This is a genomic window from Algibacter aquimarinus, from assembly GCF_039543265.1.
Lineage (GTDB): Bacteria > Bacteroidota > Bacteroidia > Flavobacteriales > Flavobacteriaceae > Algibacter_B > Algibacter_B aquimarinus.
The window spans coordinates 1,397,092-1,423,347 of record NZ_BAABJK010000004.1 but is presented as its reverse complement, the minus strand read 5'-3'; the positions used below and the strand labels follow the sequence as shown (position 1 = coordinate 1,423,347).

The following is a 26,256-nucleotide window of genomic DNA, read 5'->3' as shown; positions in this document are numbered from 1 at the left end:
TATTTTAGATTGTTTTTCTTATTTTGCTTCTTCTATATAAGAAATAGCTTGACCAACTGTTGCAATATTTTCAGCTTGGTCGTCTGGTATTTGAATATCGAATTCTTTTTCGAACTCCATAATTAATTCCACAGTGTCTAAAGAGTCGGCTCCTAAATCGTTTGTGAAGCTAGCTTCAGTAACAACTTCGTTTTCATCTACTCCTAATTTGTCCACGATAATCGCTTTTACTCTTGATGCAATGTCTGACATAATCTTTTAATTTTAATGTTTTAATTAGTTGGCAAAAATAAAAAACTTTATTTTATAATACACTTTTACGATAAAAATGTGTTGGTAATTTACTAAAATTACTTCTAAGTAATTAGTTTTTCCCTTCTAATTGTTAATAATTATTCTTTTTTTTGTTCGAATAATATTAACACTATAGTCTGTAAAATGAAACGTATTGTAATTTTTGCGTCCGGGAGCGGAAGTAATGCTGAAAATTTGATAAAGTTTTTTCACAACAGCGATAATGCGTCTGTTATTCAAATACTATCTAACAATCCTCATGCCAAAGTTTTAGAACGTGCAAAAAAACTTAAAGTTAGTGCGTTGTCATTCAACAGAATAGCATTTTCAAAAACTAATGATGTTCTAAATATTTTAAATACCTCTAAACCAGACTTAATTGTTTTAGCAGGTTTTTTATGGAAATTTCCTGAACATATTTTAAACGCTTTTCCTAATAAAGTTATTAATGTTCATCCTGCTTTACTGCCAAAGTTTGGTGGTAAAGGCATGTATGGTATGCATGTTCATGAAGCCGTTGTACAAAATAAAGAAACAGAGACCGGTATTACAATACATTACGTAAATGAGCATTATGATGAAGGCGCCATTATTTTTCAGGCGAAATGTAATGTTGATAGTAATGATTCTGCAGAAGATGTGGCTCGTAAAATTCATGAATTAGAGATGGAACATTTTCCAAAAGTGGTTGACAAACTTTTAAATGAGTAAAAAGAAAAAAAAATATTATACCGTTTGGAAAGGACACCATACTGGTGTTTTTGAATCATGGGATGATTGTAAAGCTCAAATAAAAGATTTTCAAGGCGCCCAATACAAATCGTTTTCAACTTTTGATGCTGCTAAAAAAGCGCTAAAAGGTAATTACAAAGATTATATTGGAAAAAGCAAGACATTTACAAGCGAACTTTCTGAGGCTCAACTTAAAAAAATAGGAAAACCTAATTATAATTCTATTTCGGTTGATGCAGCATCTAGTGGTAACCCAGGGAAAATGGAATATCGTGGCGTAGATACCAAAACCAAAAAGCAACTATTTATTCAAGGCCCTTTTGAAGAGGGCACGAATAATATAGGTGAGTTTTTAGCAATTGTTCATGGTTTAGCACTATTAAAAAAGAATAAAAGTAATCGTATAATTTACACAGACTCTAAAACTGCTATGAGTTGGGTTAGAAAGAAAAACTGCAACACAAAACTAAAACCTAATGAGAAAAACAAACCTGTTTTTGATTTAGTAAATCGTGCTACTGATTGGTTAAAAAATAACTCTTACAATACCGTTATTGTCAAATGGGAAACTAAAGCTTGGGGAGAAATTCCTGCTGATTTTGGAAGAAAATAACAATCTAGTGTAATGAATCTTTAACCAAAACAACTAAAACCAACATAAAAATATATTTATGATGGTTAATAGAATAGTATTTGGTTTAATTTTAATTTTCTTGAGCAGCTTCAATAGCTTTTCTCAAAACCCGTGGGTGTTAAAAAAAGATGCAAAAGCCATTAAAATTTACACCAGACCTTTAGCAGACATCCCTTTTGATGAATACAAAGCTGTAACAACCGTAGAAACTTCAATAGATGAAGTTTTAAAAGAACTTTTAGAAGCTCCTAAATATTACGAGAATTGTCCTTCTGAGATCAGTTATTTGGTAAAATCTATAAACCCTAATCAACATTTATTTTATGTACACAAAACATTTCCATGGCCTATAAAAGATAGAGATATTATAACATTACTAACTGTTGAGAAGTTATCAGACAAAAAAATAAAACTCTATTTAGAAAGTGCCCCAAACGAAATTCCAGAAAAAAACAAGACTATTAGAATTAAAAACTTAATGGGATATTGGCTTTTAGAAGAAGAAAACAATAAAACTATGGTTACACAGCAACTTTACTTAAACCCAGAAGGAACCTTACCACCTTTTATTGTTAATAAGCTTTTAGTAAAAGGCCCTTATAAAACCTTTAGTGTATTACAAGAATTGAAGAATAAATCTTCTTAAAAAGAAAAAAGAGGAACATAATAAATTACATCCCTCTATTTTCAAATTGATAATAGCATTCAGGTTTAAGACACATCATTCTTTAATAAGTCACAAATATTTCAAAAAAAGTTTAAAAACCGCTTTTATGTTGAAAAAATATAGTCGAAGTAATCTATAAAAAGACTTATATTTGCACCTTAATTTCACATCTCATTCATGAGTAAATTAGTAATTGTTGGCACAGTAGCTTTTGATGCTATTGAAACGCCTTTCGGTAAAACCGATAAAATCCTTGGTGGCGCAGCTACTTTTATTGGTCTTGCTGCTTCACATTTTAATATTGATGCTGCTGCAGTTTCAGTTGTTGGTGGCGATTTTCCTCAAGATTATTTAGATTTATTAGAAAATAAAAACATTGATGTTTCTGGAGTAGAAATTGTAAAAGATGGAAAGACATTCTTCTGGAGTGGCCGCTATCATAACGATATGAATACTCGTGATACTTTAGTGACAGAATTAAATACCCTTGCTGATTTTAACCCTGTAGTTCCAGAAAATTACAAAGATGCTGAAGTGGTTATGTTAGGAAATTTGCACCCAATAGTGCAATCTAGCGTGTTAGACCAAATGACAACCAAACCAAAATTAGCGATTTTAGACACCATGAATTTTTGGATGGATTGTGCTTTAGATGATTTACTAAATGTTATTAAACGCATAGACGTTATTACTATAAATGATGAGGAAGCTAGACAACTAACAGGAGAGTATTCATTGGTAGTTGCAGCTCGAAAAATTCATGAAATGGGTCCGAAATATGTAGTGATTAAAAAAGGAGAACACGGTGCTTTACTGTTTCATAACGACCATGTATTTTATGCACCAGCATTACCATTAGAGGAAGTTTTTGACCCAACCGGTGCAGGAGATACATTTGCAGGAGGATTTGCCGGATACATTGCAAAAACAGGAGACACCTCTTTTGAAAACATGAAGAATGCCGTAATTTATGGATCTACTTTAGCCTCATTTTGTGTAGAGAAATTTGGTACCGAACGTATGCAAAATTTATCGAGTACAGAAGTACATCAGCGCTTACTGCAGTTTAAGCAGCTAACGCAATTTGATATAGAATTAACATAAACTAACGCGCTCTAAAATAGAGTGCGTTTTTAATTTAAAACAAAATCTATTATTCCGCGAAAGCGAAAACATTTACAAATATGAGTGATGCCTTAAAACACGAATGTGGAATAGCAATGATTAGGCTTTTAAAACCGCTTGAGTTTTACAAAGAAAAATACGGAAGCGCTTTTTATGGTGTAAATAAAATGTATTTAATGATGGAGAAACAGCACAACCGTGGTCAAGATGGTGCTGGTTTTGCAAGTATTAAATTAGATACAAAACCCGGGCAACGCTATATAAGTAGAGTGCGTTCTGTAGCTCAACAACCCATACAAGATATTTTCGGACAAATTAATGACCGAATAAACAAAGAATTTGAGGCTCATCCAGAATACAAAGAAGACGTAACAGCACAAAAAAAGAATATCCCATATATTGGCGAAGTTCTATTAGGTCATGTACGTTATGGCACTTTTGGGAAAAATAGCGTAGAAAGTGTACATCCTTTTTTAAGACAAAACAATTGGATGCACAGAAACTTGATTATGGCAGGAAACTTTAACATGACTAATGTTAAAGAGCTTTTTAGCAACCTTATTGATTTAGGACAGCACCCAAAAGAATATACCGATACCATTACCATTATGGAAAAAATTGGTCATTTCTTAGACGATGCGGTAAGCAAAATTTATAAAGATTTAAAAAAAGAAGGTTACAACAAACAACAAGCATCTCCACTAATTGCAGAGCGTTTAAAAGTGAGTAAAATATTAAAACGTGCGGCAAAAAACTGGGATGGCGGTTATGCCATGGCAGGGCTTATTGGGCATGGCGACTCATTTGTATTAAGAGACCCTGCAGGTATTCGTCCAGCCTATTATTATCAAGATGATGAAATTGTTGTTGTGGCATCAGAACGTCCTGTAATTCAAACCGTTTTTAATGTAGATTTTGATGATGTTAAAGAGTTAGAACCAGGGCATGCTATAATTACTAAAAAATCTGGACATGTAGGCATTAAAAAAATATTGGATCCATTAGAAAGAAAATCATGTTCTTTTGAGCGTATATATTTTTCCAGAGGAAGTGATGCAGAAATATATCAAGAACGTAAAATGTTAGGTAAGTTATTAATGCCTAAAGTTCTTGAAGCTATTAATAATGATACTAAAAACACAGTGTTCTCATATATTCCAAACACTGCTGAAACATCGTTTTTTGGAATGATTGAAACTGCTGAGGCTTTTATTAATAAAACTAAAACCAAAGCTATTTTAAATGGTCAGCGCTCTTTATCAGCAGCGAAAGTAACAGAAATTTTATCTGAACGCGCACGTGTTGAAAAAATAGCCATAAAAGATGTAAAACTTAGAACATTTATTACTGAAGATAGTAGTCGAGATGATTTAGTAGCCCATGTTTACGATATTACCTATGGTGTTATTAAACCAAATGACAACCTTGTTATTATTGACGACAGTATTGTAAGAGGTACTACTCTAAAAAAGAGTATCTTAAAAATGCTTGATCGTTTAAATCCTAAAAAAATTGTGGTAGTCTCTTCGGCGCCTCAAATCCGTTATCCAGATTGCTATGGCATTGATATGGCAAATCTTGAAACTTTAGTAGCTTTTAGGGCTGCTCTTGAATTATTAAAAGAAGCTGGTAAATACGACATTGTTAAAACCGTTTACAACAAATGTATCGAGCAAACCGATTTAGCTGATAAGCAGGTTCAGAATTTTGTAAAAGAAATTTACGATCCGTTTACAGATGAGCAGATATCTGATAAGATTTCAGAATTATTAAGTGACGAATCTGTAAAAGCTGAAGTGAAAATTATTTTTCAGCCTGTAGAAAATTTACACAAGGCTTGCCCAGAACATTTAGGCGATTGGTATTTTACAGGAAACTATCCAACTGTTGGAGGAAACCGAGTTGTAAATCGTGCTTTTATAAATTTTTATGAAGGTAATAATGAACGTGCTTATTAATTCCGATTTTCTTGATATCTGAAACTGAAAGTTTACAAAATACAGTTAATCTGATAAAAGTGCCGTTTATCTAAAAAATGACACCGTTAGACAAAATCAATATAAATTGGTCTCACCATAACATAAGTAGGTTAAGTTCATGGTAGATTTGGGGCAAAAAAAGGTGAACATCTGTTCGCCTTTTTTTATGCAATATCATTTCGCTTTTTACAAAAACTTATCAGAGTTTCCTTTTGTCTTGTTTATTTTGCGCAACATCCTTTAAGCCAATATATAAGTCGTTTAACTAAAAAATTTTAACAATCTATACTACCAACATATATTTGGAGAACCATAACATAAGTAGGTTAAGTTTATGGTAGATTTGGGGCAAAAAGGTGAACTCTCGTTCACCTTTTTCATTTTATAAATTCTCATGGAAATGGGAATTTTTTTTTGTATTATTTCTTCTCTTAAAAAATTATCTTTACAGAATAACACTAACAAAAAAACTTACTTTATCCTGACTTATTTATGGGATATGAGTAATAAGAAGTTATTATATAAAGAGTTAGCTACAATTTTAGCAGTGAATGGATAAAATAAGGTCAATATTAAATAAAATTTTTAGTAATTTTCTTTTAGGACTTCTCTTCATGGGAATAGTCCTTTTATTCGTTGGATTAGGATATAGAGGTAAATACCAAAGAGTATCTGACTCTTATTTACCAATGGCTTTAATCGGAGTTGGAATTTTATTGCCTTATATTATTTACTTTTTTTACTCCTCAAATAGATATCAAAAAAGACAAAAAATCTTTATGGAAAAAGAATATAATGTATTCATAAATAATTCAAGAAAATCGCACTTAAATCTCGACGATGTAAAAATAATCTCTTTCAACTCAAAAAGTCCTGACTTTTATGAATCAAAAGTTGGACAATTAAATCAAAAAAACTCTTATAAAAATAAAAATATGAATGACGTAAAAGTTGAATTCCCTTTTGGCGGACAAAAGTTAAAATATTTATTTAAAACGAACAAAGGACTAGACAACATTAAAATTCATTTTGCTATTAAAAAAGAAACAAAAATTTACTTTGATCAAAATGATAGTGACAAAATTTATGTAGACTTTGATTTTCTTAATAAATAGAAACTGTAGCTAACATGCATATATAACAAATAAAAAAATCGTCTAGAATAAAATTCTAGACGATTTAATATTTAGTATTACTTTAAAGTAATTACTTTGCTTCTGCGTAACGTCTTTCAACTTCATTCCAGTTAACTACACTAAAGAATGCTTTAATATAATCTGGACGACGGTTTTGGTAGTTTAAGTAATAAGCGTGCTCCCAAACATCTAATCCTAAAATTGGTGTTCCTCCACAACTAACTCCTGGCATTAATGGGTTATCTTGATTTGGTGTTGAGCAAATTTCTACCTTTCCTCCTTTATGAACACATAACCATGCCCAACCAGAACCAAAACGTGTAGCTGCAGCATTACTAAAGGCTGTAATAAATTCATCTTTAGATCCGTATGCTGCTTCAATAGCATCTTTTAATTCTCCAGATAAATATCCTTTATCCTCAGGATTCATAACATCCCAAAACAATGAATGATTAAAAAATCCACCACCATTGTTTCTAACAGCACCATTATTCATGTCTAAACCTGTTAAAATATCTTCAATAGATTTTCCATCTAAATCTGTACCTTCAATAGCAGCATTTAATTTACTTGTGTATCCGGCATGATGCTTAGAATGGTGTATTTCCATTGTGCGAGCATCTATATGAGGTTCTAAGGCGTCATAAGCGTATCCTAATTTCGGTAATTCGAAAGCCATAATTATTTTGTTTTAATTTATTAATATTTAATTTCTTTCAAATTTACGCATAAAACAGGGCAATAAAAAATAATAAATTGTTATGAAACCATTGATAGTTTTTATCTTGTATGCAAATTTTACCAATGCAGAAAACTCATGCTTTTACAATTTACGATGCCTCTGCAGGAAGCGGAAAAACCTTTACGCTTGTAAAAGAATATTTGAAAATTCTATTTAAATCTAATAATCAATACCTTTTTAAAAACATTTTAGCCATAACCTTTACAAATAAAGCGGTTGCTGAAATGAAAGATAGAATTATTGATACACTAAAAGAGTTTTCTGAACCTGCTGCTATAGAAAACCCAAGCAGTATGTTTAAGGCTATTTGTAATGACCTTGATATTGAACCAGAAACACTACATAAAAAAGCTAAAAATTTATTAAACACCATTGTGCATAATTATGCTGCTTTTGATATTTCAACTATTGATGGTTTTACACACAAATTAATACGAACATTTGCTCACGATTTAAAATTGCCTTTAAATTTTGAGGTAGAACTTGACCAAGATTCTCTTTTAAATGAAGCAGTAGATAGTTTAATTAATAAAGCGGGAACTGATAAAGAACTTACAAAAGTTTTAGTAGATTTTGCTATTGAAAAGGCAGATGATGATAAAAGTTGGGACGTTGCTTTTGACTTTAATAAGATTGCAAAATTATTAGTTAAAGAAAATGACATTCCTTTTATTGAAAAATTAAAAGATAAAACATTAGACGATTTTAAAGTACTTAAAAACCATTTGAAAAGCGAGATTATTTCATTTGAAAAACAAATTATAGAAGAAGCGCAGAGTATTTTAACATTAATTGAAGAAGCCGGTTTAGAATTCAACGATTTTTCAAGAAGTTCGTTGCCAAAACACTTTCAAAATCTTGCAAATAAAAAGTTTGATATTAAATTCGATTTGATTTGGCAAGCTGATTTATTAGAAAATAATTCGCTTTACCCAAAAAAAGTTTCCAATGATGTGGCTTCAATAATTAATCAAATTCAACCACAATTAATTAAAGCATTTAAAAACACAAAGCAATTTGTTTTTCATCTTAAATTTTTAAACGCTTTTTATAATAATGTAACACCACTTTCGGTTTTAAACGCCATTAATAAAGAATTAAACACTTTAAAAGAAGAGCAAAATAAAATGCTAATTTCAGAGTTTAATTCCATTATTAGTAAAGAAATTGCTGCGCAACCAACACCTTTTATTTACGAGCGTATTGGAGAAAAATTTAATCATTATTTTATTGATGAATTTCAAGACACCTCTGTTATGCAATGGGGAAATTTAATTCCATTACTAGGCAATTCGCTCTCAACCGAAACAGGAAGCGCCATGTTAGTTGGCGACGCTAAACAAGCCATTTATCGTTGGCGTGGTGGAAAGGCAGAACAATTTATAAACCTCTTCAACAAAACAAATCAACCTTTCCCTTTTATATTACAGCATATTAAAAACCTTCCATCAAATTATAGGAGTTTTAAAGAAATTGTAAACTTTAATAATGGCTTTTTTAAATTTTTGGCAAATCAAGTTTTTGATAAAGAAGACTATAAAACACTTTATGAAAACTCTACTCAAAATATTACAAAAAACGACTCGGGTTACGTAGAATTGTCTTTTTTAGATGTAGAAAAAGATGATGATAGAGATGAGCTGTTTTCAGAACAGGTTTTAACCACAATTAATATTTGTTTAGAGAAAGGTTACCACTTAGAGGATATATGTGTTTTAGTGCGCAAGAAAAAAGAGGGTATTGCGGTTGCAAACTACTTAAGTCAACACAGAATACCTATTATATCTTCTGAGACTTTATTAATTTATAATGCTTCAGAAGTTGCATTTATAAATAATGTTTTGGCGCTTTTAATACAGCCAAAAAATAGCGAAATAAAAATTTTGGTGTTAAATTTTTTAACCACCCTTTTTAAAATTGATAATAAACATGCTTTTTTTAGCGCACATTTAGATTTATCCTTACCCGATTTATTTAAAAGTTTTGAAGCTTATAATATTTATATAAAAAGCGAAAATTTACTCCAACTTCCACTTTACGATTTAGCTGAAACTATTGTAAGAAGCTTCAATTTGGTTGAAAATTCAAACGCTTATATTCAATTCTATTTAGATATTGCTTTAGATTTTTCACAAAAAAAGGGCTCAGATATTTCTGGTTTTTTAGAATACTTTGAAAAGAAAAAAGAAAGCTTGAGTATTGTTTCTCCTAAAGGTCAAAATGCTATTCAAATCATGACCATTCATAAATCTAAAGGCTTAGAGTTTCCAGTGGTTATATTCCCTTATGCCGATTTAAATATTTACGAAGACATAGAGCCTAAAGAATGGTTTGAATTAAACTCTGAAAAATATAATAACTTTTCCCATACCCTTTTAAACTACAATAAAGATTTTGAATATTTTGGAGATGAAGGTTTGAACATTTTTAACAAACACCAATCTGAGTTAGAATTAGATAGTATTAACTTATTGTATGTGGCGTTAACACGTGCAGTCGAACAATTGTATATTCTTTCTAAAAAAGATGTTTCTGCAAAAGGGGAAGTAAATTCCAAAAAATATTCTGGTTTATTAATTAGTTATTTACAGTACTTAGGCCTTTGGAATAATACAGAATTAAAGTACAGTTTTGGTAGTTCAAAAAGAACAATACAATCTAAAATACCATTAAAAGAAACCGTTACTCAACATCAATTTATTTCAACTTCAAAAGAAGAACATAATATCAAGGTCGTTACAAAATCTGGATTTCTTTGGGATACAAATCAAAAAGACGCTATAGAAAAGGGAAATCTAATACATAATATTATGTCTGAAATTTATACAAAATCTGACGTAGATGGTGTTATTGAAAACTTTATTAGAAATTCTATAATCACACAAGAACAAGCTACTGAATTAAAATCAATTATACTTCAAATTGTAAACCATTCAAAACTTGAAGGTTATTACAATTCAAATGATACCATTTATAATGAACACGATATTATTAGTAAAAACGGTGTGTTTTTAAGGCCTGATAGAGTAAATATAAGCTCCCAAAAAGAAGCAGTAATTATTGATTACAAAACCGGATTGGAAGACAAAGAGCATAAACAACAATTACAACTTTATCAAGATGTTTTAGAGGACATGAATATTCCTGTGAAAAAGAAACTACTTATCTATATAAATGATGATATTTTAGTAAAAGATATTTAAATTTGCACAAAACGCAATAAAATGTACGGAAAACTGAAAAATCATCTTCAAGAAGAGCTTCAAGACATAAAAAACAATGGACTTTATAAAGAGGAACGTATTATTACTTCTGCTCAAGGTGCAGAAATCACTTTAAATACAGGAGAAACTGTTTTGAATTTTTGCGCAAATAACTATCTGGGGCTATCATCTCATCCAGAAGTTGTACAAGCAGCAAAAGATATCATGGACACGCATGGTTTTGGCATGAGCTCTGTTCGATTTATTTGTGGCACCCAAGATATTCACAAAACCCTTGAAGAAAAAATCGCAGATTTCTACCAAACAGAAGACACCATACTATATGCTGCTGCTTTTGACGCTAACGGTGGTGTTTTTGAACCTTTGTTGGGAAAAGAAGATGCTATAATTTCAGATTCATTGAATCATGCCTCAATTATAGATGGTGTTCGTTTATGTAAAGCTGCAAGATATCGTTATCAAAACAATGATATGGCAGACTTAGAAAAGCAACTTATAGAAGCCAACGCCAATGGTGCAAGATTTAAAATTATTGTTACTGATGGTGTATTTTCTATGGATGGCTTAGTTGCCCCTCTTGATGAAATTTGTGATTTAGCAGATAAATATGATGCTTTGGTAATGATTGATGAATGTCATGCCGCTGGATTTATTGGAAAAACTGGTCGTGGTACACTTGAAGAAAAAAACGTTTTAAATAGAATTGATATAATAACTGGTACACTTGGCAAAGCCTTAGGCGGCGCTATGGGTGGTTACACTACTGGTAAAAAAGAGATTATAGAAATACTCCGTCAACGTTCTAGACCTTATTTATTTTCAAACTCGTTAGCGCCATCCATTGTTGGTGCATCCATTAAAGTCTTTGAAATGCTTTCAAATAATACAGAACTTCGTGATACTTTAGAATGGAATACAAATTATTTTAAAAAAGGTATGAAAACTGCAGGTTTTGATATTGTTGATGGCGATTCTGCAATTGTTCCTGTTATGCTGTATGATGCAAAACTTTCTCAGACCATGGCAAACATGCTACTAAAAGAAGGCATATATGTTATTGGTTTCTTTTTCCCAGTGGTACCCAAAGAAAAAGCTAGAATACGAGTGCAACTATCTGCTGCTCACACAAAAAAACATTTAGATAAAGCAATTGCAGCCTTTATTAGGGTAGGTAAAAGCCTAAATATTATCTAAAATCGTTCTGAACAACCGATGAAACGCATGTATCTTCATTTTTTTTATATATTTGTCTTTGTTAATAAATTTTAACAACTTACTTTTGTTTACAATTAACACTTAAAAATTAAACTTTTGAATATGAAAAATCTTAGCAGATTATTGTTCGCTATGTTGCTTGTACTTGGTTATAGCAACGTAAATGCACAAGACGAAAACAACCCATGGCAAATTACACTTGGTATTAACGCAGTTGATGCCTATCCTTCTGGAGATGGTGCTCCTTTTAGCGAAACCATTTTTAGTAAATTTGTTGATGTTGACAATTGGAATGTACTGCCTTCTTTATCAACTATTTCAGTTTCTAAATACGTTGGAGACGGGTTTTCTTTCGGTTTAGCTGGTTCGTTGAACAAAATTGAAAATTGGGGAGAAGATGCAAATGGAGATGCGATCTCAGTTGGTGACTTATCTTACTATGGTATAGATGGTACCGTTAAATATAACTTCTTACCAGGAAAAACTATTGATCCTTACTTAGGCATTGGTGGTGGATACACTTGGGTTGACGAAGTAGGGGCTGGAACTTTAAACGGTACATTAGGTCTTAATATCTGGTTTAGTGATAATATTGGATTTACATTACAATCAGCATATAAACATGCTTTCGAAGATTATTTACAAACACATTTCCAACACACTGCTGGTATCTCTATTAAATTTGGAGGAACAGATACTGATGGTGATGGTATATATGACAAAGATGATGCTTGTCCAGATGTTGCTGGTTTAGCTGCATTCAATGGTTGTCCTGATTCTGATGGTGATGGTATTGAAGATAGCAAAGATGATTGTCCTAATGAAGCTGGTTTAGCTGAAATGAATGGTTGTCCTGATTCTGATGGTGACGGTGTTGCTGATAAAGATGACAACTGTCCTACAGTTGCTGGTTTAAAAGCTTTAGCTGGTTGTCCTGATGCTGATGGCGATGGTGTAACTGATGCTGATGATGCTTGTGTTAACACTGCTGGTCCTGCTGCAAACAAAGGTTGTCCTTGGCCAGATACTGATGGTGATGGTGTTTTAGATAAAGATGATAAATGTCCTGATGTTAAAGGAACTGTTGCCAACAACGGATGTCCAGAAGTTACGGAAGAAATTCAGAAAACACTTAACGAGTATGCTAAAACTATCTTATTTGATACTGGTAAATCAACTATAAAAGCTCAATCTGAAGAAGTTTTAGGTGATATCATTGGTATCCTTAAAGAATACCCAACAGCTAAATTTACTGTAGAGGGTCATACTGATAGCGTAGGTAGTGAGAAATTAAACCAAAGATTATCTGATTCTAGAGCTAACTCTGTTAAAGAGTACTTAATCAATAATGGTATTGATGCATTCAGATTATCTGCACTTGGTTATGGAGAATCTAAACCAATTGATTCTAACAAAACTAGAGCAGGTAGAGCTAACAACAGACGTGTAGAAATTAACTTAGCAAAATAAGCTAACGTAATTTTAAATAAATAAGTTTACTAAAAACGCTTCGGATAACCGAAGCGTTTTTTATTTTTATAATATGACAACTTTCATTTTTGATGTTTTAAAAGATTTAAAAAGTAACAATGTTAATTTTTCAGAATTAACCTTTATACTTCCTAGTAAAAGAGCTGGCTTATTTTTAAAACGTCAAATACCTGAGGTAATAAAACAAACAGTTTTTTCTCCTGTTATAATTAGTATTGAAGAATTTGTTGAAGATCTTTCTAAACTTAAATCAGTAACTAATAAAGAGTTACTTTTTCATTTTTATGATACATATACTGAGCAAACAAAAAAAGAGAACCGAGATTCCTTTGAAGTCTTTTCTAAATGGGCACAAGTACTACTTCAGGATTTTAATGAAATAGACAGGTATCTTATTCCTCAAGAAAGTATCTTTAATTATTTAAGTGATATACAAGAATTAAATCACTGGTCAGTAGAAAAAAATCAAACAGAGTTTGTAAAAAACTATTTATCCTTTTGGAAAAAACTACATAGCTATTATAACCATTTTACAAAGACACTTGTAAATAAAAACATCGGTTATCAAGGTTTGATTTATAGAAAAGCAGCAGAAAATTTAGACTATTATATTCAAAGTAATAAAAAGAAACAACACGTTTTTTTAGGTTTTAATGCGCTTAATACCGCCGAGGAAATTATTATACAAAGTCTGCTTGAAAATAATCTAGCTAAGACCTATTGGGATATAGATTCCGTTTTTATCAATAACTCTAAACATGATGCTGCCTTATTTACTAGACAGCATAAAAATAATTGGAATTACTATGACCAAAACGAATTTAATTGGGTAACTGATAATTATTCGAAAGAAAAAAACATCTCAATTTTTGGGATTCCAAAAAATATTGGTCAAGCAAAATATATAGGTTCGCTTTTAAAAACTATTAAAACTAAAAAAGAATCTCTTGAAAATACAGCAGTTATTTTGGGAGACGAAAACTTACTTATTCCAGTGCTAAACTCACTACCATCATCCATAGAAGATTTAAATATAACTATGGGGTTTCCTCTAAAATCAATTCCTTTAGCGTCCTTATTTGACTCGCTTTTCCATATTCATAAAACATCAACTTCATCCTTCTATTTTAAAGATGTTATCAATATTATATCGCATCAGTTCATACGCCCACTTTTTATAATCAACGGAGTAGATTATGCTTCAAAAATAGTTGAGACGATAGATTCTAATAACTTAGTTTATTTGAATATTGAACGACTAAAACGACTGGCTGATAAATCGAATGAAATAATTAATTTGTTATTCTCAGATTGGAACAAATCTATTGAGGATGCTTTAAAAAATTGTTCTAACTTAATAATTTACATTAAAAAAAACCTTGATAAAAATAAAGACTCTAACTTATTATCATTAGAGTATCTATACCGATTTAATGAATTATTCAACGCATTAAAACGTTTAAATTCAGATTATGGACACATTAAGGATGTTTCAACCTTGTTTGGTGTCTATAAAGAATTATTAAGTACCGAAACTTTAGATTTTCAAGGAGAACCACTTAAAGGGTTACAGGTTATGGGTATGTTAGAATCTCGGGTTTTAGACTTCGAAACCGTAATTATTTCATCTGTAAATGAAGGTATTTTACCATCAGGAAAAAGTAATAATTCATTTATTCCTTTTGATGTAAAATTAGAAAACAAACTACCTACTTATAAAGAAAAAGATGCGGTTTACACTTATCACTTTTACCGGCTTTTACAACGCGCTAAGCATATATACATATTATATAACACAGAAGCAGATGTTTTAACTGGCGGTGAAAAAAGTAGATTTATAACACAATTAGAATTAGAAAATAATCATAATATAAATCATCAAATAATTGCTCCTGAAGTACCTGTAATTTATCCTTCAGAAAATATTATTGAAAAAACAGATGACTTATTAGTAAGCATAATTGATCTAGCAGAAAAAGGGTTTTCGCCATCATCACTTACCAACTATATTAGAAATCCGATTGATTTTTATTATCAAAAAGTTTTAAAAATAAAAGAACATAATGATGTTGAAGAAACTGTTGCTGCAAATACCTTGGGTACAGTAGTACATAATACTTTGGAAGATTTATATAAAGCCCATGTTGGCAAATTTTTAATTCTAGAGGATATTAAAAAATTTAAATCTCTAATTGATTCCAAAGTTTTATACCATTTTAAAAAAGAATACAAAGAAGGGGATATGGCTAAAGGTAAAAATCTAATTATTTTTGAGATTGCTAAACGCTATGTATCTAATTTTTTAGATTTAGAACTAAAAGCTTTGAAAGCAGGAAATAAAATAAAAATAATAGCAATTGAAGCAAACGAAACAGTTTTAATGGATATTCCTGAACTAGATTTTCCAGTAAAGCTTACAGGTAAAGTAGATAGGGTTGATGAATTTAACGGATCAACCCGTATTATAGATTACAAAACTGGTAGAGTAGAGCAAAATAAAGTTGAGATAACCCTTTGGGAAGATATTACAAGCGATTATACTAAGTATAGTAAAAGCTTTCAGGTGCTAACATATGCCTATATGATGATGCTCTCAAAAAAAATCGTATTTCCTGTTGAAGCTGGAATAATTTCCTTTAAAAATTTAAATGAAGGATTTTTAAAATTTTCTAAGAAGGACAAATCTGGAAAAGGTGCAAAAAAAGACTCTTATATAACTCAAGAAACACTTAATGATTTCGCTAAAGAATTAAAAACGTTAATTCTTGAAATTTGTAATATAAATATTCCATTTACAGAAAAAGAAGTATAAATGATTATAAAAAAAGGCTATATAATTGATGGTAAACATGAAAAGCCCATCTTAATTGATGTTAGTTTTAATCCTGAAAATAAAAATCAACCGCTTATTATATTTTGTCATGGATATAAAGGTTTTAAAGACTGGGGAGCTTGGAATTTAATGGCCAATACTTTTGCAAAAAATAACATTTGCTTTGTGAAATTTAATTTTTCACATAATGGGGGCACTATAACTCAACCTATAGATTTTCCAGATTTAGAGGCTTTTGGAAATAACAATTACACCAAAGAATTAGACGATTTAGAATCAGTTATTAATTGGGTTTTTGAAAATAATGATTTTGAATCTACTATTAATTTTAATAATATAGTTTTGATAGGGCACAGTAGAGCAGGCGGTATTGTTTCTATTAAATCTGAGGAAGACAATAGAATTAACAAAGTAATTACTTTGGCTGGAGTAAGTAGCTTTGGTAAAAGAACGTCAACTACAGGTGATTTAGAAAAATGGAAAAAAGATGGTGTTAAGTATGTTTTAAATGGGCGTACGAAACAACAAATGCCACACTACTATCAGTTTTATGAGGATTTTGTAAATAATGAACAACGATTAACTATTAAACGAGCCGTATCACATTTAGAGATTCCACATTTAATAATTCACGGAGATAATGACACTAGCGTTTTTATAGATGAAGCTAACAATCTTAATAAATGGAATACTAAAAGTGATCTTGTAATAATTAAAGAAGCAGACCATGTTTTTAATGCAAAACATCCATGGAATAGTAATGAATTACCTAAAAAACTTGAAGAAGTTGTTTTAGCTTGTTTAGCATTTATAGAATAAAACAGTACTTTAATACTTAAAATAAAAAAGGTTAAACAAAATGCTTAACCTTTTTATTTGACTTAACAACAGAGTTGTTTAATACATTATTAAACAGTCTAAGTTTTATTTCTTAACTAATTTGATACTGCTAGTTCCTTCAGCAGTTTCAACTTTAGCAAAGTATAAACCAGTTCTTAATTCAGAACCATCAATAACAACTCTGTCATCTTTTGGTTCTATAGACATTACACTTTTTCCTAATATATCAAACACTGTAATTGAAGATATTCTCGTTCCTTGAGACGTCTCAATTGTCCAATTATCTTGTGTTGGGTTAGGGTATGTTTTGAATGAATTTTTAGCAAAATCATCCGTACTCAAAGGACTTCCTTTGTATAAATAAAGATTATCATACCAAGCATTAGCTAAATTAGACGTAATGTGGATTTGAGCAATATCGCTTCTTGTTAGATTTCCTGCAACCAGTCCTCCTATTGCGGTTATGTCAACATCTACCGAAACCCAAGTGCCTGTCATTATAGCCGGACTAGTACCATCATTAAAATTAACCTCTAAACCTGTAGAGCTAGCTTCTGTAGGATTACCTGCCCAATCAACTAATTTTATATTAAAAACCTTCCCAACTAAATTTGTTTCGTCTGTATAAAAATCAAAGTGAAGATTAGTAAATGTTGATGCATCAATTCTATTATTTTGAATGTCTATGCCTTGGCAGCCTATACCTAGATAGTTTTGTGTTAAATTACCTGAAATCATTACTTCGTTAACGGCTAGACCAGGAGTACCACCACATAAACCAAAATCAAAATCATCAATAGTTATATCAGTATAAGCATCACTATATATTGACAAAACATCACCTGCAGCTCTTGCAGGAGGAGTTGGTGCCGCTGTAGCTGGTGGTGTAGGGCATGCCGAACAAACACCTCCACAATCTACACCTGTCTCATCTTGATTCATTATTCCGTCACTACAAGATTCTGGAACAGTTCCTATTGCATCTCCAGCAAATGAAGTAACATCATCTATGTATGTTGTTGTGGCTAGTGCTGAGTTATCACCACATCCAGCACACCAACCATCAACAGCGGTGTCTAAATTAAACAACGGGAAAAAAACAATACTGGAAAACTGGTCATTTGGAGGGTTGTAACCTGGTTGACCTAAGTCTGCACCGATAGTAAAATCAGCTGTAACAGACTCCCAACCACTTCCTGTATGAGAAATCGCAGTTTTAGACTCTTGAGCTGTAGTCGATCCTAAATCACCATCAGCCAGTTTTACTAAAAAACGTCTAGGGCTGTTAGAGAATAAACTAAATGTAACTGTTTTGTTCGTACCAACACCAGTTGTGGCATCTCTCATGTCTATCTTATTGTCTTGTAACAAAAGTTTTGCTCCTTGCCAAGGATCTCCACCAGCAGCTGTAATTAGTTCAACCGAGTTTGCACCAGAATTTGCTTGAGTACTACTTATACTTGCAGTTGCTCCGCCATTGTCATCAAACCAAGTAACCGTAGGCGCTGTTCCATCAAAATTTTCTAGAACATCTGTTTGTGAATATCCAAATGACACAGCCAGAAGGATAAATAAAAAAGTAATTTTTTTCATAAAATGTATATTTAAATTAGTTGTATAAGAGAAATATAGGGCTAATTGCTTGCACTAGATTTCACTATTCATAAATATACCTATTAATTTTTGTGAAATACTTACAGAAGACCTCAACAAAAAACATACACATCAATAATTAGAGTGATTTTATGAGATAATCTCAAAATAACAACAGTACATCGAAGATAAATACCTTTAAACTGGTTTACGGTTCAGAAATTATATCAAATCTAAAGTACTATAAGTGTCCCTTAAAGAGGATGTTGTGGTAATGTAGTGGCAAAATAAGGCTTTGTACAGTAGCTGATTTACCTATTTTTTACTTATTAAAGCTTATGGCCTTTTATATACTACTGGAGAAGCGTTATTATTAGTTATTATAAACATATCTTCATTATTTATTTTAACAGATTTTATAGAGCGACTATCGCTAGGCAAATGGAGACCACTATTTATAGCAGATAATGGTTTAAAATTATTTTTTCCGTCGCCTAACATAATAAGACCAAAACCAGCATCATACCTCACAGTTTCTACTTCTACTCCAAAATGATTACCAACTATAATAATATCTTTGAAGCCATCTGAATTAATATCATCTACTAAAGCGTCTTTTATTGGGCTAACTTGAGCTTCAATAGGCAACTTTTGTAATTTTAGTTTACCATTTTCATTAATTAAAAGAATACTCTCAAAATTTGTGATTTCATATATTACTGCGTTTTTTACTTCTTCCTCAGGAAGTATATCTAATAATTTTGACGAAGCAAAACTATGATAATCCTTAAATTTTTCTGCTACATAGGGCATTTGTTGACTCGTACATTCTCTACCTCTAACTGGAACATAATCATCTTTATAATACTTTGCTAAAACCACATCATTAGTTCCATTGTTATCAAAATCGTTAGCATACACCTTAAAGGGATGTTCTTTGGTTGCTTTAAATTTATTATTTCTCCCTAGGTTTCCTATAATATAATCATCATCTCCATCATTATCTAAATCACTCGATGTTATTGACCACCACAAACCTCTAGTATTTTTAAGTCCGTACTCTTCAGAAACATCTTGAAATACACCTTTATTGTTTTCAAGAACAGTAATGTTCATCCATTCTCCAACAATAATAATATCATCATCATTATCATTATCAATATCAGTAAAAACAGCATCAGTAACCATACCCATGCTTTCAAGTTGGGGTGCAATTTCATTTTTAGCTCTCTTAAAAAGACCTCCTTCATTTATTAAGAAATAACTTGTTGCTGGAAATGGATATTTTCCAGAAATAAGACGTGTTCCCACAAACAAATCTAAATCTCCGTCACCATCTATATCAGAAGGTTTAACACATTGTGTACTTTCATATATTTTAGGTAATCCGTTATTTTTTTTTGAAAACAAGCCATTACCATCGTTAATATATAACCTATCATTTAACAGAGGATTCCCTTTTTTAAACTCATTGCCTCCACTTGTTACATACAAATCCTGATCTCCATCTCCATCTATATCTAAAAATAAGGCTTCTAAATCTTCAGATAACTTATCAGCATCCCATGGCTGTTGAGCAGCTTCTTCGAAATTTCCTCCAGGTTTTTGTAAGTATAAAATACCTGCTTGTTCTGCAGCTCCACCAATGAAAAAATCTTGTAACCCATCATCATTAACATCAGCAATACTGGAAAAAGGCCCATTAGTAGATAGCTTATGTGGCAATAAAATTTCTTCGATAAAGTCGTCAAACTCATTTTCTTTATGTGAATAATTAACGCCTATTTTATTCAAACTAATTTTTGTAAGTAAAGCCTTAGGCTTTACTTCCTTATTTACTTTTTGTATTGCTTTTGAATATTGAGCAGTTATTGTTCTATTAGCTCCTATATTTTTAAAAAGGCTAATCTTTCCATCTGGCCAAGTAACTTCTACTTCATCAACTTGAGTATCTTTACCTAGACCAAAAAATAAACCAGGTTCTACAGAGGAAATAAAACCACGTGTTGTAATATTTTCTGCTTTTTGTAGTTTACCATTATAACGAATTAGTGCTTTTGCACCATAGCCAAATTTATTATTATTTGAACCTTCTAGTTTAATTTTTAAAAAATTACCAGTAGCCTTATTTTTATAAATGAATGCAGACTGATCCATATTGTTAGTTACAATATCTAAATCGCCATCATTATCTAAATCTCCATATGCCATTCCACTAGAAAAACTAGGTGTATCAAAATTCCAGTCTTTAGTAACTTTTTCAAACTCAAAACCTCCTTTATTTCTAAAAACGTAGTTTGGAATCGGTTCAGATGGCGCATTCTTACTTATCTCAAACAACTCATCTGCAGTAATTGTTTTTGCATCTACACCTTTTATAACAGACAAGTAATCATTGTTATCTACATCTTTTTTTATGCCATTTGAGATTATTACATCTTTCCAACTATCATTATCTAAATCAACTAGAAGACTGGCCCAACTCCAATCAGTATATGAAATACCCGCAATATTTGCAACATCAGAAAAACTTCCTAGACCAGTGTTTATTTGAAGTGCATTGGCCATATATTGATGATGAGCACCAGCTTCAACCATAGTATTAAATGCCTCAGTACTCATAGAAGCCATGTTTGTTTTAGATCGATAATGGTCTTCTGGTGTCATATCTGTAGTAATCAAATCTATTAAACCATCATTGTTAACATCACCAGCATCTGAACCCATACTCAATTGTGTAATGTGCTTCAATTCTTCATTTATTACATTTCTGAATGTTCCGTCACCATTATTATAATACATGAAATCTGGCTCTGCATAATCATTAGAAATGTATAAATCTATCCAGCCATCATTATTAAAATCTGTAGCATTAACACTTAACCCATAACTAAAATCTCTTGAGATACCTGATTCTTTTGATACATCCTTAAATCTGCCATTTTCATTTCGGTATAATCTATCAACAAAATGTTTGTAAGTTTCAACATTTTTTGGAATTTCATTAATCAAGAATAGTTTTCTATCAGGTATTTGATTTACTTGGTACATATCCAAATCACCATCATTATCCATATCAAAAAATATAGCTTGCGTAGAAAAACCAACGTCTGCTAACCCATAGGCTATTGCTGATTCTGTAAATGTTAAATCTTGGTTGTTTATGTATAACTGATTTCTTCTATCTTTAATATCTAATGAATTTCCATTACGACTAACATAAATATCAAGATATCCATCAGCATTAACATCAGCCATAGTTACTCCCCATGTCCATCCAGAATTTACAGCAACTTTGGATTTTTTTGTTATATCTTCAAATTTAAAATCCCCTTTATTCAAATAAAGCCTATCTGACACTTGATTACCACCAAAAAATATATCAGGCATTCCATCATTATTAATGTCTCCAATAGCAACACCAGAACCTACATATATTTGACTGTAATAATAGTGATTGAATGATTTAGACTCAGTAATATTATTTGAGAAATCAACACCTGTTACTTCAGATGGTAACAATTCAAACCCTCCTTCTAAGTTTTCAGGGTAAAGATTTCGTGTTGGCTTTTGGCAAGCCGTAACTGATATAATTAATGCTAATGTGATAATATAGTAAATGGGACTTATCTTCATTTTGATTGGTATTATAAGTTTTTATATTGATTTTTAAAAAAAACGTTAGTGTTTGAAACTAAATTAGCACGTAAAAGATTTACATCTTACATGCTAATTTAAAAAATCTATATCATTTTTATTTTATAGTTTAAGCTTTTCTTCTTTATCCCAAACACCCCAATATGCACCTACATCTCCTTCTGCTCCTACTTTCCATGATTCATCAAAAGAAGAAAAGTAAAACATGTCGATATTTTCCTTTTCAGACCATACTTGAGAATTAATAAAATACTTTAAGGCATTTATTTGGGATGGTTTAGCGCCTTGAAGTCCTTGTCCAAAAGATGGCCATCCTGTTTCTGTAATAATTACTTTTTTACCGTTTCCTGCATTCTTAGCTTGGTTATACATATCCTTCATGTATATTAAAGAATACTCTAAACTACAGCCTTCCCAATATGGGTAGCAATTTGCTAAAATAACATCACATGCTTCTGTAATTTTTGGCCTATGTGAAAACTCATAATAAGCATCAACGTAACCAACAGGTGTGTCTGGAATTGCTTGTTTTACTTGGTACATAAAAACTAACAATTCGTCTTCTGTTAAATCTTGTCTATACATTACCTCGTTGCCTACAGCTGCGATATCGACATAACCTTCGTTTGCTAATTTTATAAGTCCAGAAATTTCTTTTTTATTAATTTCAGCATCATTTCCTAACCAAGCACCTACTAAAGTTTTAATACCATACTCTTTGGCAATTCTGGGTATATGTTCATTACCATCCGTACATGAAAAAGAACGAATCCATTTTGTATATGGCTTTATAATTTTCATTCTTCTTCGAATTTGCTTTTCTGTAATTTGTTGCCCAGGTTCTTGTTTCTCTTCATAGGGACTAAAACAAATACCATGCATACCCATTTTCAAAACTCTTTTAAAGTAATTTTGTAATCCTTTTGTTGTTTTATTATCAAGATTTCCTCCTGACAAAGACATTATTTTATCTGCTCTATACGACATATTATATAACTTCTTTGTTATGATTCTCGCCTCTTCTTTTTTCTAATTCTATTCTAATTTCGTTAGCTCGTTTTTCGGTAACGTCATAATTACGCATTATATACATTGCAATTAGTGTCCCTGCCATTGGAAAAAAACAGAAGAAAGCATGCAGCCCATCTACAGAAGCTTGTTGGCCTGTTGTTGCAATATCTGGATTAAAGCCAACTATAGTAATAATAACGCCGCTTAGCCCCCCTGCAATTGCAAAACCCACTTTTACCATCCACCAGTAAATAGCACCAAATATACCTTCTCTACGCTTTCCTGATTTTAATTCATCTAAATCTATTACATCTGCAGTCATTGACATCATTATAGTAAATAAGCTACCTATTCCGAAGGAAAAAAATGGTAGTGCTATAATGTACATCCATGGTTTACCTGGAACAAATAAAAACCAAAGCATAATGTATCCAATAACTGAAATACCTTGTGATAATAAAAATGCATTTTTCTTTCCCATTACCTTAGACATCCAAGTTACCAAAGGTATAACTATAAATGTTGTGCCTAAAGCGCCCAAACACCCAAATAAGGATACCCAAATACCACTAGCAGCTGCGTCTCCATTAAACAATTTAAAAACAATAACAAAAAAGGTAAGTGCTGCAACTGTATTAAACGCATTAAAGACTAAAAACGTAGCAGCGCATAATTTTCTAAACTCCTTAATTTTGAATGCTTCAATAAAACTGAAAAATATGTTTTTTAAACTATTGCCTACACTTGCCCAATTCAAAGGTTCATAATCCTCATTTACTGTCGATTTACTCTTAATGAATATTGCAGGAACCATAGCGCATATAGCACAAGGGATAGCTACCCAAACTGCCAATTGCCTAACCGCTACATCTGCAGAAGGAAACCACTCTGGGTCGTACATAATTATCCAAAATAATGGTGCTATTACCCAAGCCCATTGCCCAATCCATTGAGCCACAGCCATAATATTGGTACGCTCATGAAAATCATCGCTCATCTCATAACCCATAGCTACATATGGTACGCTAAAAAGTGTAAGTCCCAAATAAAAAACGATGGACCATAAGAAAAAATACCAGAAATTAAACTGTAAAGTATTCTCCCTAAAAAGTTGCCACATGAATATATAGGATACTCCCATCATTATTGCACCTAGAAAAACATATTGTCTCCTACGTCCCCATTTTGACTTTGTGTTATCTGAAATATAGCCCATTATAGGGTCTGTAATAGCATCAAATATTCTCGGAAAAAAATATATAAGCGACCACATCCATCCTGAAAACCCAAGGTCTTGTACTAATACCACCATAAAAATCCCTAGTATAGCGGGAAACATCTGGTTGGCTAACATACCAAACCCAAAAGCTACTTTTTGTCCCAAAGGAACTTTATCTCTTGATGCGGTTTTTATAATTGACATTAATTCATGTTGGTTTAACTCAGGCTTCTTATGTTAAATTTTAAAACTTTAAGTTTTCATGCTTATCCCAAAGCCCCCAGTAGGCACCAACGTCTCCTTCATCTCCTGTTTTCCATGACTCATCAAACGATGAAAAATAAAATAAAGGAATTTCATTCTCCTTAGTCCATCTAACAGTATCTATAAAATACTTCATGGCGGCTTCGTCTGAAGCAATAGCACCATCAAGACCTCCGCCTTGACTTGGCCATCCGGTTTCAGTAATAATAATAGGTTTTCCTTGAGCTGCATCTACTACAGAGCCAAACATAGCCTGCATATGACCCAAAGCATATTCTATTGGACAACCTTCCCAGTAGGGGTATAAGTTTGCTAAAACAACATCTGTGCTTTCAACTAAAATAGGGTGTCTTGAAAATTCGTAATATGCATCTACATATCCTACAGGAATATCTAGACCAGATAATGCTTCTTTAACTCTATTAATGTAACCAACCAACTCATCCAAGGTTAAATCGTTCCTATATAATACTTCATTACCAACAGCAGCAACATCTACATTACCATCTTTAGCAAGTTTTATTAAGCCTTCTATCTCTCTTTCGTTATCTTCTTTATCATCACTTAACCATGCACCAACCAATGTTTTAAGTCCATGTTTTTTTGCAGCTATTGGTACAAATTCATTGCCTTCAATACATGAAAACGATCGGATAGCTCCAACATGAGGCTTTAATATTTCTACACGTTGTTCTACCTGTTCCATACTTATGTCGTCTCCAGGCGATTGACCGTCTTTATACATGCTAAAGCAAATACCATGAAACCCATCTTGTATGGTTTTATTCCACAATGCTTTTAATTCTTCTATCGAATAATCTGAAAGGTTAATTCCTTTAGTAGCTATTTGGTTATACTTTGATCTGTAGTATGATTCTTCTCTATAAGACATTTTTGTTTTTAATTTATTTGTTTAATTCTATTATAATCTCTAATTTTTTTAATTTACTCCGGAAAATTAAGTGTATTAAAACACGCCTCTACAGTTTTCTCTGGTGTATATTTTTATTCTATCTGCTTCTTTTGCTCCAATTGGAATCTCTTCAAGTTTTAACCCAGGGTAATTGTCTTCTTCTTTCCATTTCTCAATGGTAGCACTAAAAAATGCTGAAGCTGAAGCATCTGCTTCATAAATAATCAAATCATAAGCTTCACCTTTATCTCCTCCAAAACGCGTAACTACTTGCCATTCACCTTCCCTTTTGTAAGAGGTGTTAGTATGATCAGATTGAGGATAATAACGGTCGTCTGTAGGACGAATTAGAACCCAAATATCTTTGTCGTTGGACTCTGGGTAAACACCCATTGTTAAAATCCTGCAATCAACAGAATCTTTATCGATTGGAGACACTACTTTTACAGCATTAACTGGCCCAGTAATCTTCAACTTATTTCCTGTTGAAACTTGTTCAATTTGGGTGTTATAGTTTACAAAATCTGATGAATAACTTCCATAAATTACCATCAAAACTCCCAGAATTCCTAAAGGTATTCCAAGTTTATTAGAACTAGTTTTTTTACTTGCCAGTAGAGCAATTAGGATAAATAAAATTCCTATTATTAATATTATTATTTTGGTTGACATCTTTTTATTTTTTTA

19 protein-coding genes are annotated in these 26,256 nt (G+C 31.7%); 11 read left to right on the top strand and 8 right to left on the bottom strand.

Annotation, left to right across the window (positions count from 1 at the left end):
- Positions 1 to 18 precede the first annotated feature (18 nt).
- Complete coding sequence (locus ABD939_RS09040; RefSeq protein WP_008269813.1) at positions 19 to 252, bottom strand: acyl carrier protein; 234 nt, start codon at positions 250 to 252, stop codon at positions 19 to 21.
- 186 nt (positions 253 to 438) lie between these two features.
- Here ABD939_RS09040 and purN point away from each other — a divergent pair, with 186 nt between their 5' ends.
- From purN to ABD939_RS09010, 6 genes are all read left to right on the top strand, one after another.
- Positions 439 to 1,005, top strand: coding sequence for a phosphoribosylglycinamide formyltransferase (gene purN / locus ABD939_RS09035; protein WP_345167274.1), 567 nt, complete (start codon positions 439 to 441; stop codon positions 1,003 to 1,005).
- Positions 998 to 1,639 (top strand): ribonuclease H1 domain-containing protein, encoded by a 642-nt coding sequence (locus tag ABD939_RS09030; protein WP_345167272.1) that lies wholly within the window; start codon positions 998 to 1,000, stop codon positions 1,637 to 1,639. Before purN ends, ABD939_RS09030 begins: the two co-directional genes overlap by 8 nt.
- A 58-nt stretch (positions 1,640 to 1,697) precedes the next feature.
- The gene (locus ABD939_RS09025) at positions 1,698 to 2,306 is read left to right on the top strand and encodes an START domain-containing protein (protein WP_345167270.1); all 609 of its coding nucleotides are present in this window, start codon (positions 1,698 to 1,700) and stop codon (positions 2,304 to 2,306) included.
- A 198-nt stretch (positions 2,307 to 2,504) separates the two neighbouring features.
- A complete protein-coding gene (locus ABD939_RS09020) occupies positions 2,505 to 3,431 on the top strand; it encodes a PfkB family carbohydrate kinase (RefSeq protein WP_345167267.1) in 927 nt (308 codons plus the stop codon).
- A gap of 80 nt (positions 3,432 to 3,511) precedes the next feature.
- On the top strand, positions 3,512 to 5,410 hold the full coding sequence (locus ABD939_RS09015) for an amidophosphoribosyltransferase (protein WP_345167264.1): 1,899 nt from the start codon (positions 3,512 to 3,514) through the stop codon (positions 5,408 to 5,410).
- Between the two features lie 635 nt (positions 5,411 to 6,045).
- On the top strand, positions 6,046 to 6,546 hold the full coding sequence (locus ABD939_RS09010) for a hypothetical protein (RefSeq protein WP_345167262.1): 501 nt from the start codon (positions 6,046 to 6,048) through the stop codon (positions 6,544 to 6,546).
- A gap of 91 nt (positions 6,547 to 6,637) precedes the next feature.
- Here ABD939_RS09010 and ABD939_RS09005 read toward each other — a convergent pair whose 3' ends face one another.
- On the bottom strand, positions 6,638 to 7,246 hold the full coding sequence (locus ABD939_RS09005; protein ID WP_345167259.1) for a superoxide dismutase: 609 nt from the start codon (positions 7,244 to 7,246) through the stop codon (positions 6,638 to 6,640).
- A gap of 125 nt (positions 7,247 to 7,371) precedes the next feature.
- On the opposite strand from ABD939_RS09005, the gene ABD939_RS09000 reads away from it, so the two are divergent.
- From ABD939_RS09000 to ABD939_RS08980, 5 genes are all read left to right on the top strand, one after another.
- Positions 7,372 to 10,512 carry a UvrD-helicase domain-containing protein gene (locus tag ABD939_RS09000; protein ID WP_345167256.1) on the top strand — a complete coding sequence of 1,047 codons (3,141 nt, stop codon included), beginning with the start codon at positions 7,372 to 7,374 and terminating at the stop codon, positions 10,510 to 10,512.
- A gap of 21 nt (positions 10,513 to 10,533) precedes the next feature.
- On the top strand, positions 10,534 to 11,727 hold the full coding sequence (gene kbl, locus ABD939_RS08995; RefSeq protein WP_345167253.1) for a glycine C-acetyltransferase: 1,194 nt from the start codon (positions 10,534 to 10,536) through the stop codon (positions 11,725 to 11,727).
- A gap of 123 nt (positions 11,728 to 11,850) precedes the next feature.
- The gene (locus ABD939_RS08990; protein ID WP_345167250.1) at positions 11,851 to 13,218 is read left to right on the top strand and encodes an OmpA family protein; all 1,368 of its coding nucleotides are present in this window, start codon (positions 11,851 to 11,853) and stop codon (positions 13,216 to 13,218) included.
- A 73-nt stretch (positions 13,219 to 13,291) separates the two neighbouring features.
- Positions 13,292 to 16,051: a PD-(D/E)XK nuclease family protein gene (locus tag ABD939_RS08985; protein ID WP_345167247.1), complete on the top strand. Its 2,760-nt coding sequence runs from the start codon at positions 13,292 to 13,294 to the stop codon at positions 16,049 to 16,051.
- Entirely contained in the window at positions 16,052 to 16,891 is an 840-nt protein-coding gene (locus ABD939_RS08980; protein WP_345167244.1) for an alpha/beta hydrolase family protein, read from the top strand. It abuts the gene before it with no gap.
- 105 nt (positions 16,892 to 16,996) lie between these two features.
- On the opposite strand, the gene ABD939_RS08975 is transcribed toward ABD939_RS08980, so the two are convergent.
- The 6 genes from ABD939_RS08975 to ABD939_RS08950 form a co-directional block, all read right to left on the bottom strand.
- A complete protein-coding gene (locus ABD939_RS08975; RefSeq protein ID WP_345167241.1) occupies positions 16,997 to 18,505 on the bottom strand; it encodes a T9SS type A sorting domain-containing protein in 1,509 nt (502 codons plus the stop codon).
- A 336-nt stretch (positions 18,506 to 18,841) separates the two neighbouring features.
- A complete protein-coding gene (locus tag ABD939_RS08970; RefSeq protein ID WP_345167239.1) occupies positions 18,842 to 22,141 on the bottom strand; it encodes a VCBS repeat-containing protein in 3,300 nt (1,099 codons plus the stop codon).
- Between the two features lie 123 nt (positions 22,142 to 22,264).
- Entirely contained in the window at positions 22,265 to 23,149 is an 885-nt protein-coding gene (locus tag ABD939_RS08965) for a glycoside hydrolase family 17 protein (RefSeq protein ID WP_345167237.1), read from the bottom strand.
- A 1-nt stretch (position 23,150) separates the two neighbouring features.
- The gene (locus ABD939_RS08960) at positions 23,151 to 24,596 is read right to left on the bottom strand and encodes an MFS transporter (RefSeq protein ID WP_345167234.1); all 1,446 of its coding nucleotides are present in this window, start codon (positions 24,594 to 24,596) and stop codon (positions 23,151 to 23,153) included.
- A 40-nt stretch (positions 24,597 to 24,636) separates the two neighbouring features.
- On the bottom strand, positions 24,637 to 25,548 hold the full coding sequence (locus tag ABD939_RS08955) for a glycoside hydrolase family 17 protein (protein WP_345167232.1): 912 nt from the start codon (positions 25,546 to 25,548) through the stop codon (positions 24,637 to 24,639).
- Between the two features lie 75 nt (positions 25,549 to 25,623).
- A complete protein-coding gene (locus tag ABD939_RS08950) occupies positions 25,624 to 26,241 on the bottom strand; it encodes a hypothetical protein (protein ID WP_345167229.1) in 618 nt (205 codons plus the stop codon).
- Between the last annotated feature and the right edge of the window lie 15 nt (positions 26,242 to 26,256).

What these genes read in the sequence shown, in the direction of transcription:
- ABD939_RS09010 (WP_345167262.1), top strand. Translation starts at nt 6,046, where the DNA reads ATGGGAATAGTCCTTTTATTCGTTGGATTAGGATATAGAGGTAAATAC.
- kbl (WP_345167253.1), top strand. Translation starts at nt 10,534, where the DNA reads ATGTACGGAAAACTGAAAAATCATCTTCAAGAAGAGCTTCAAGACATA.
- ABD939_RS09025 (WP_345167270.1), top strand. Translation starts at nt 1,698, where the DNA reads ATGATGGTTAATAGAATAGTATTTGGTTTAATTTTAATTTTCTTGAGC.
- ABD939_RS08950 (WP_345167229.1), bottom strand. Translation starts at nt 26,241, where the DNA reads ATGTCAACCAAAATAATAATATTAATAATAGGAATTTTATTTATCCTA.
- ABD939_RS09005 (WP_345167259.1), bottom strand. Translation starts at nt 7,246, where the DNA reads ATGGCTTTCGAATTACCGAAATTAGGATACGCTTATGACGCCTTAGAA.
- purN (WP_345167274.1), top strand. Translation starts at nt 439, where the DNA reads ATGAAACGTATTGTAATTTTTGCGTCCGGGAGCGGAAGTAATGCTGAA.
- ABD939_RS08985 (WP_345167247.1), top strand. Translation starts at nt 13,292, where the DNA reads ATGACAACTTTCATTTTTGATGTTTTAAAAGATTTAAAAAGTAACAAT.
- ABD939_RS09040 (WP_008269813.1), bottom strand. Translation starts at nt 252, where the DNA reads ATGTCAGACATTGCATCAAGAGTAAAAGCGATTATCGTGGACAAATTA.
- ABD939_RS08970 (WP_345167239.1), bottom strand. Translation starts at nt 22,141, where the DNA reads ATGAAGATAAGTCCCATTTACTATATTATCACATTAGCATTAATTATA.
- ABD939_RS08980 (WP_345167244.1), top strand. Translation starts at nt 16,052, where the DNA reads ATGATTATAAAAAAAGGCTATATAATTGATGGTAAACATGAAAAGCCC.
- ABD939_RS08960 (WP_345167234.1), bottom strand. Translation starts at nt 24,596, where the DNA reads ATGTCAATTATAAAAACCGCATCAAGAGATAAAGTTCCTTTGGGACAA.
- ABD939_RS08990 (WP_345167250.1), top strand. Translation starts at nt 11,851, where the DNA reads ATGAAAAATCTTAGCAGATTATTGTTCGCTATGTTGCTTGTACTTGGT.
- ABD939_RS09030 (WP_345167272.1), top strand. Translation starts at nt 998, where the DNA reads ATGAGTAAAAAGAAAAAAAAATATTATACCGTTTGGAAAGGACACCAT.
- ABD939_RS09020 (WP_345167267.1), top strand. Translation starts at nt 2,505, where the DNA reads ATGAGTAAATTAGTAATTGTTGGCACAGTAGCTTTTGATGCTATTGAA.
- ABD939_RS09015 (WP_345167264.1), top strand. Translation starts at nt 3,512, where the DNA reads ATGAGTGATGCCTTAAAACACGAATGTGGAATAGCAATGATTAGGCTT.
- ABD939_RS09000 (WP_345167256.1), top strand. Translation starts at nt 7,372, where the DNA reads ATGCAGAAAACTCATGCTTTTACAATTTACGATGCCTCTGCAGGAAGC.
- ABD939_RS08955 (WP_345167232.1), bottom strand. Translation starts at nt 25,548, where the DNA reads ATGTCTTATAGAGAAGAATCATACTACAGATCAAAGTATAACCAAATA.
- ABD939_RS08965 (WP_345167237.1), bottom strand. Translation starts at nt 23,149, where the DNA reads ATGTCGTATAGAGCAGATAAAATAATGTCTTTGTCAGGAGGAAATCTT.
- ABD939_RS08975 (WP_345167241.1), bottom strand. Translation starts at nt 18,505, where the DNA reads ATGAAAAAAATTACTTTTTTATTTATCCTTCTGGCTGTGTCATTTGGA.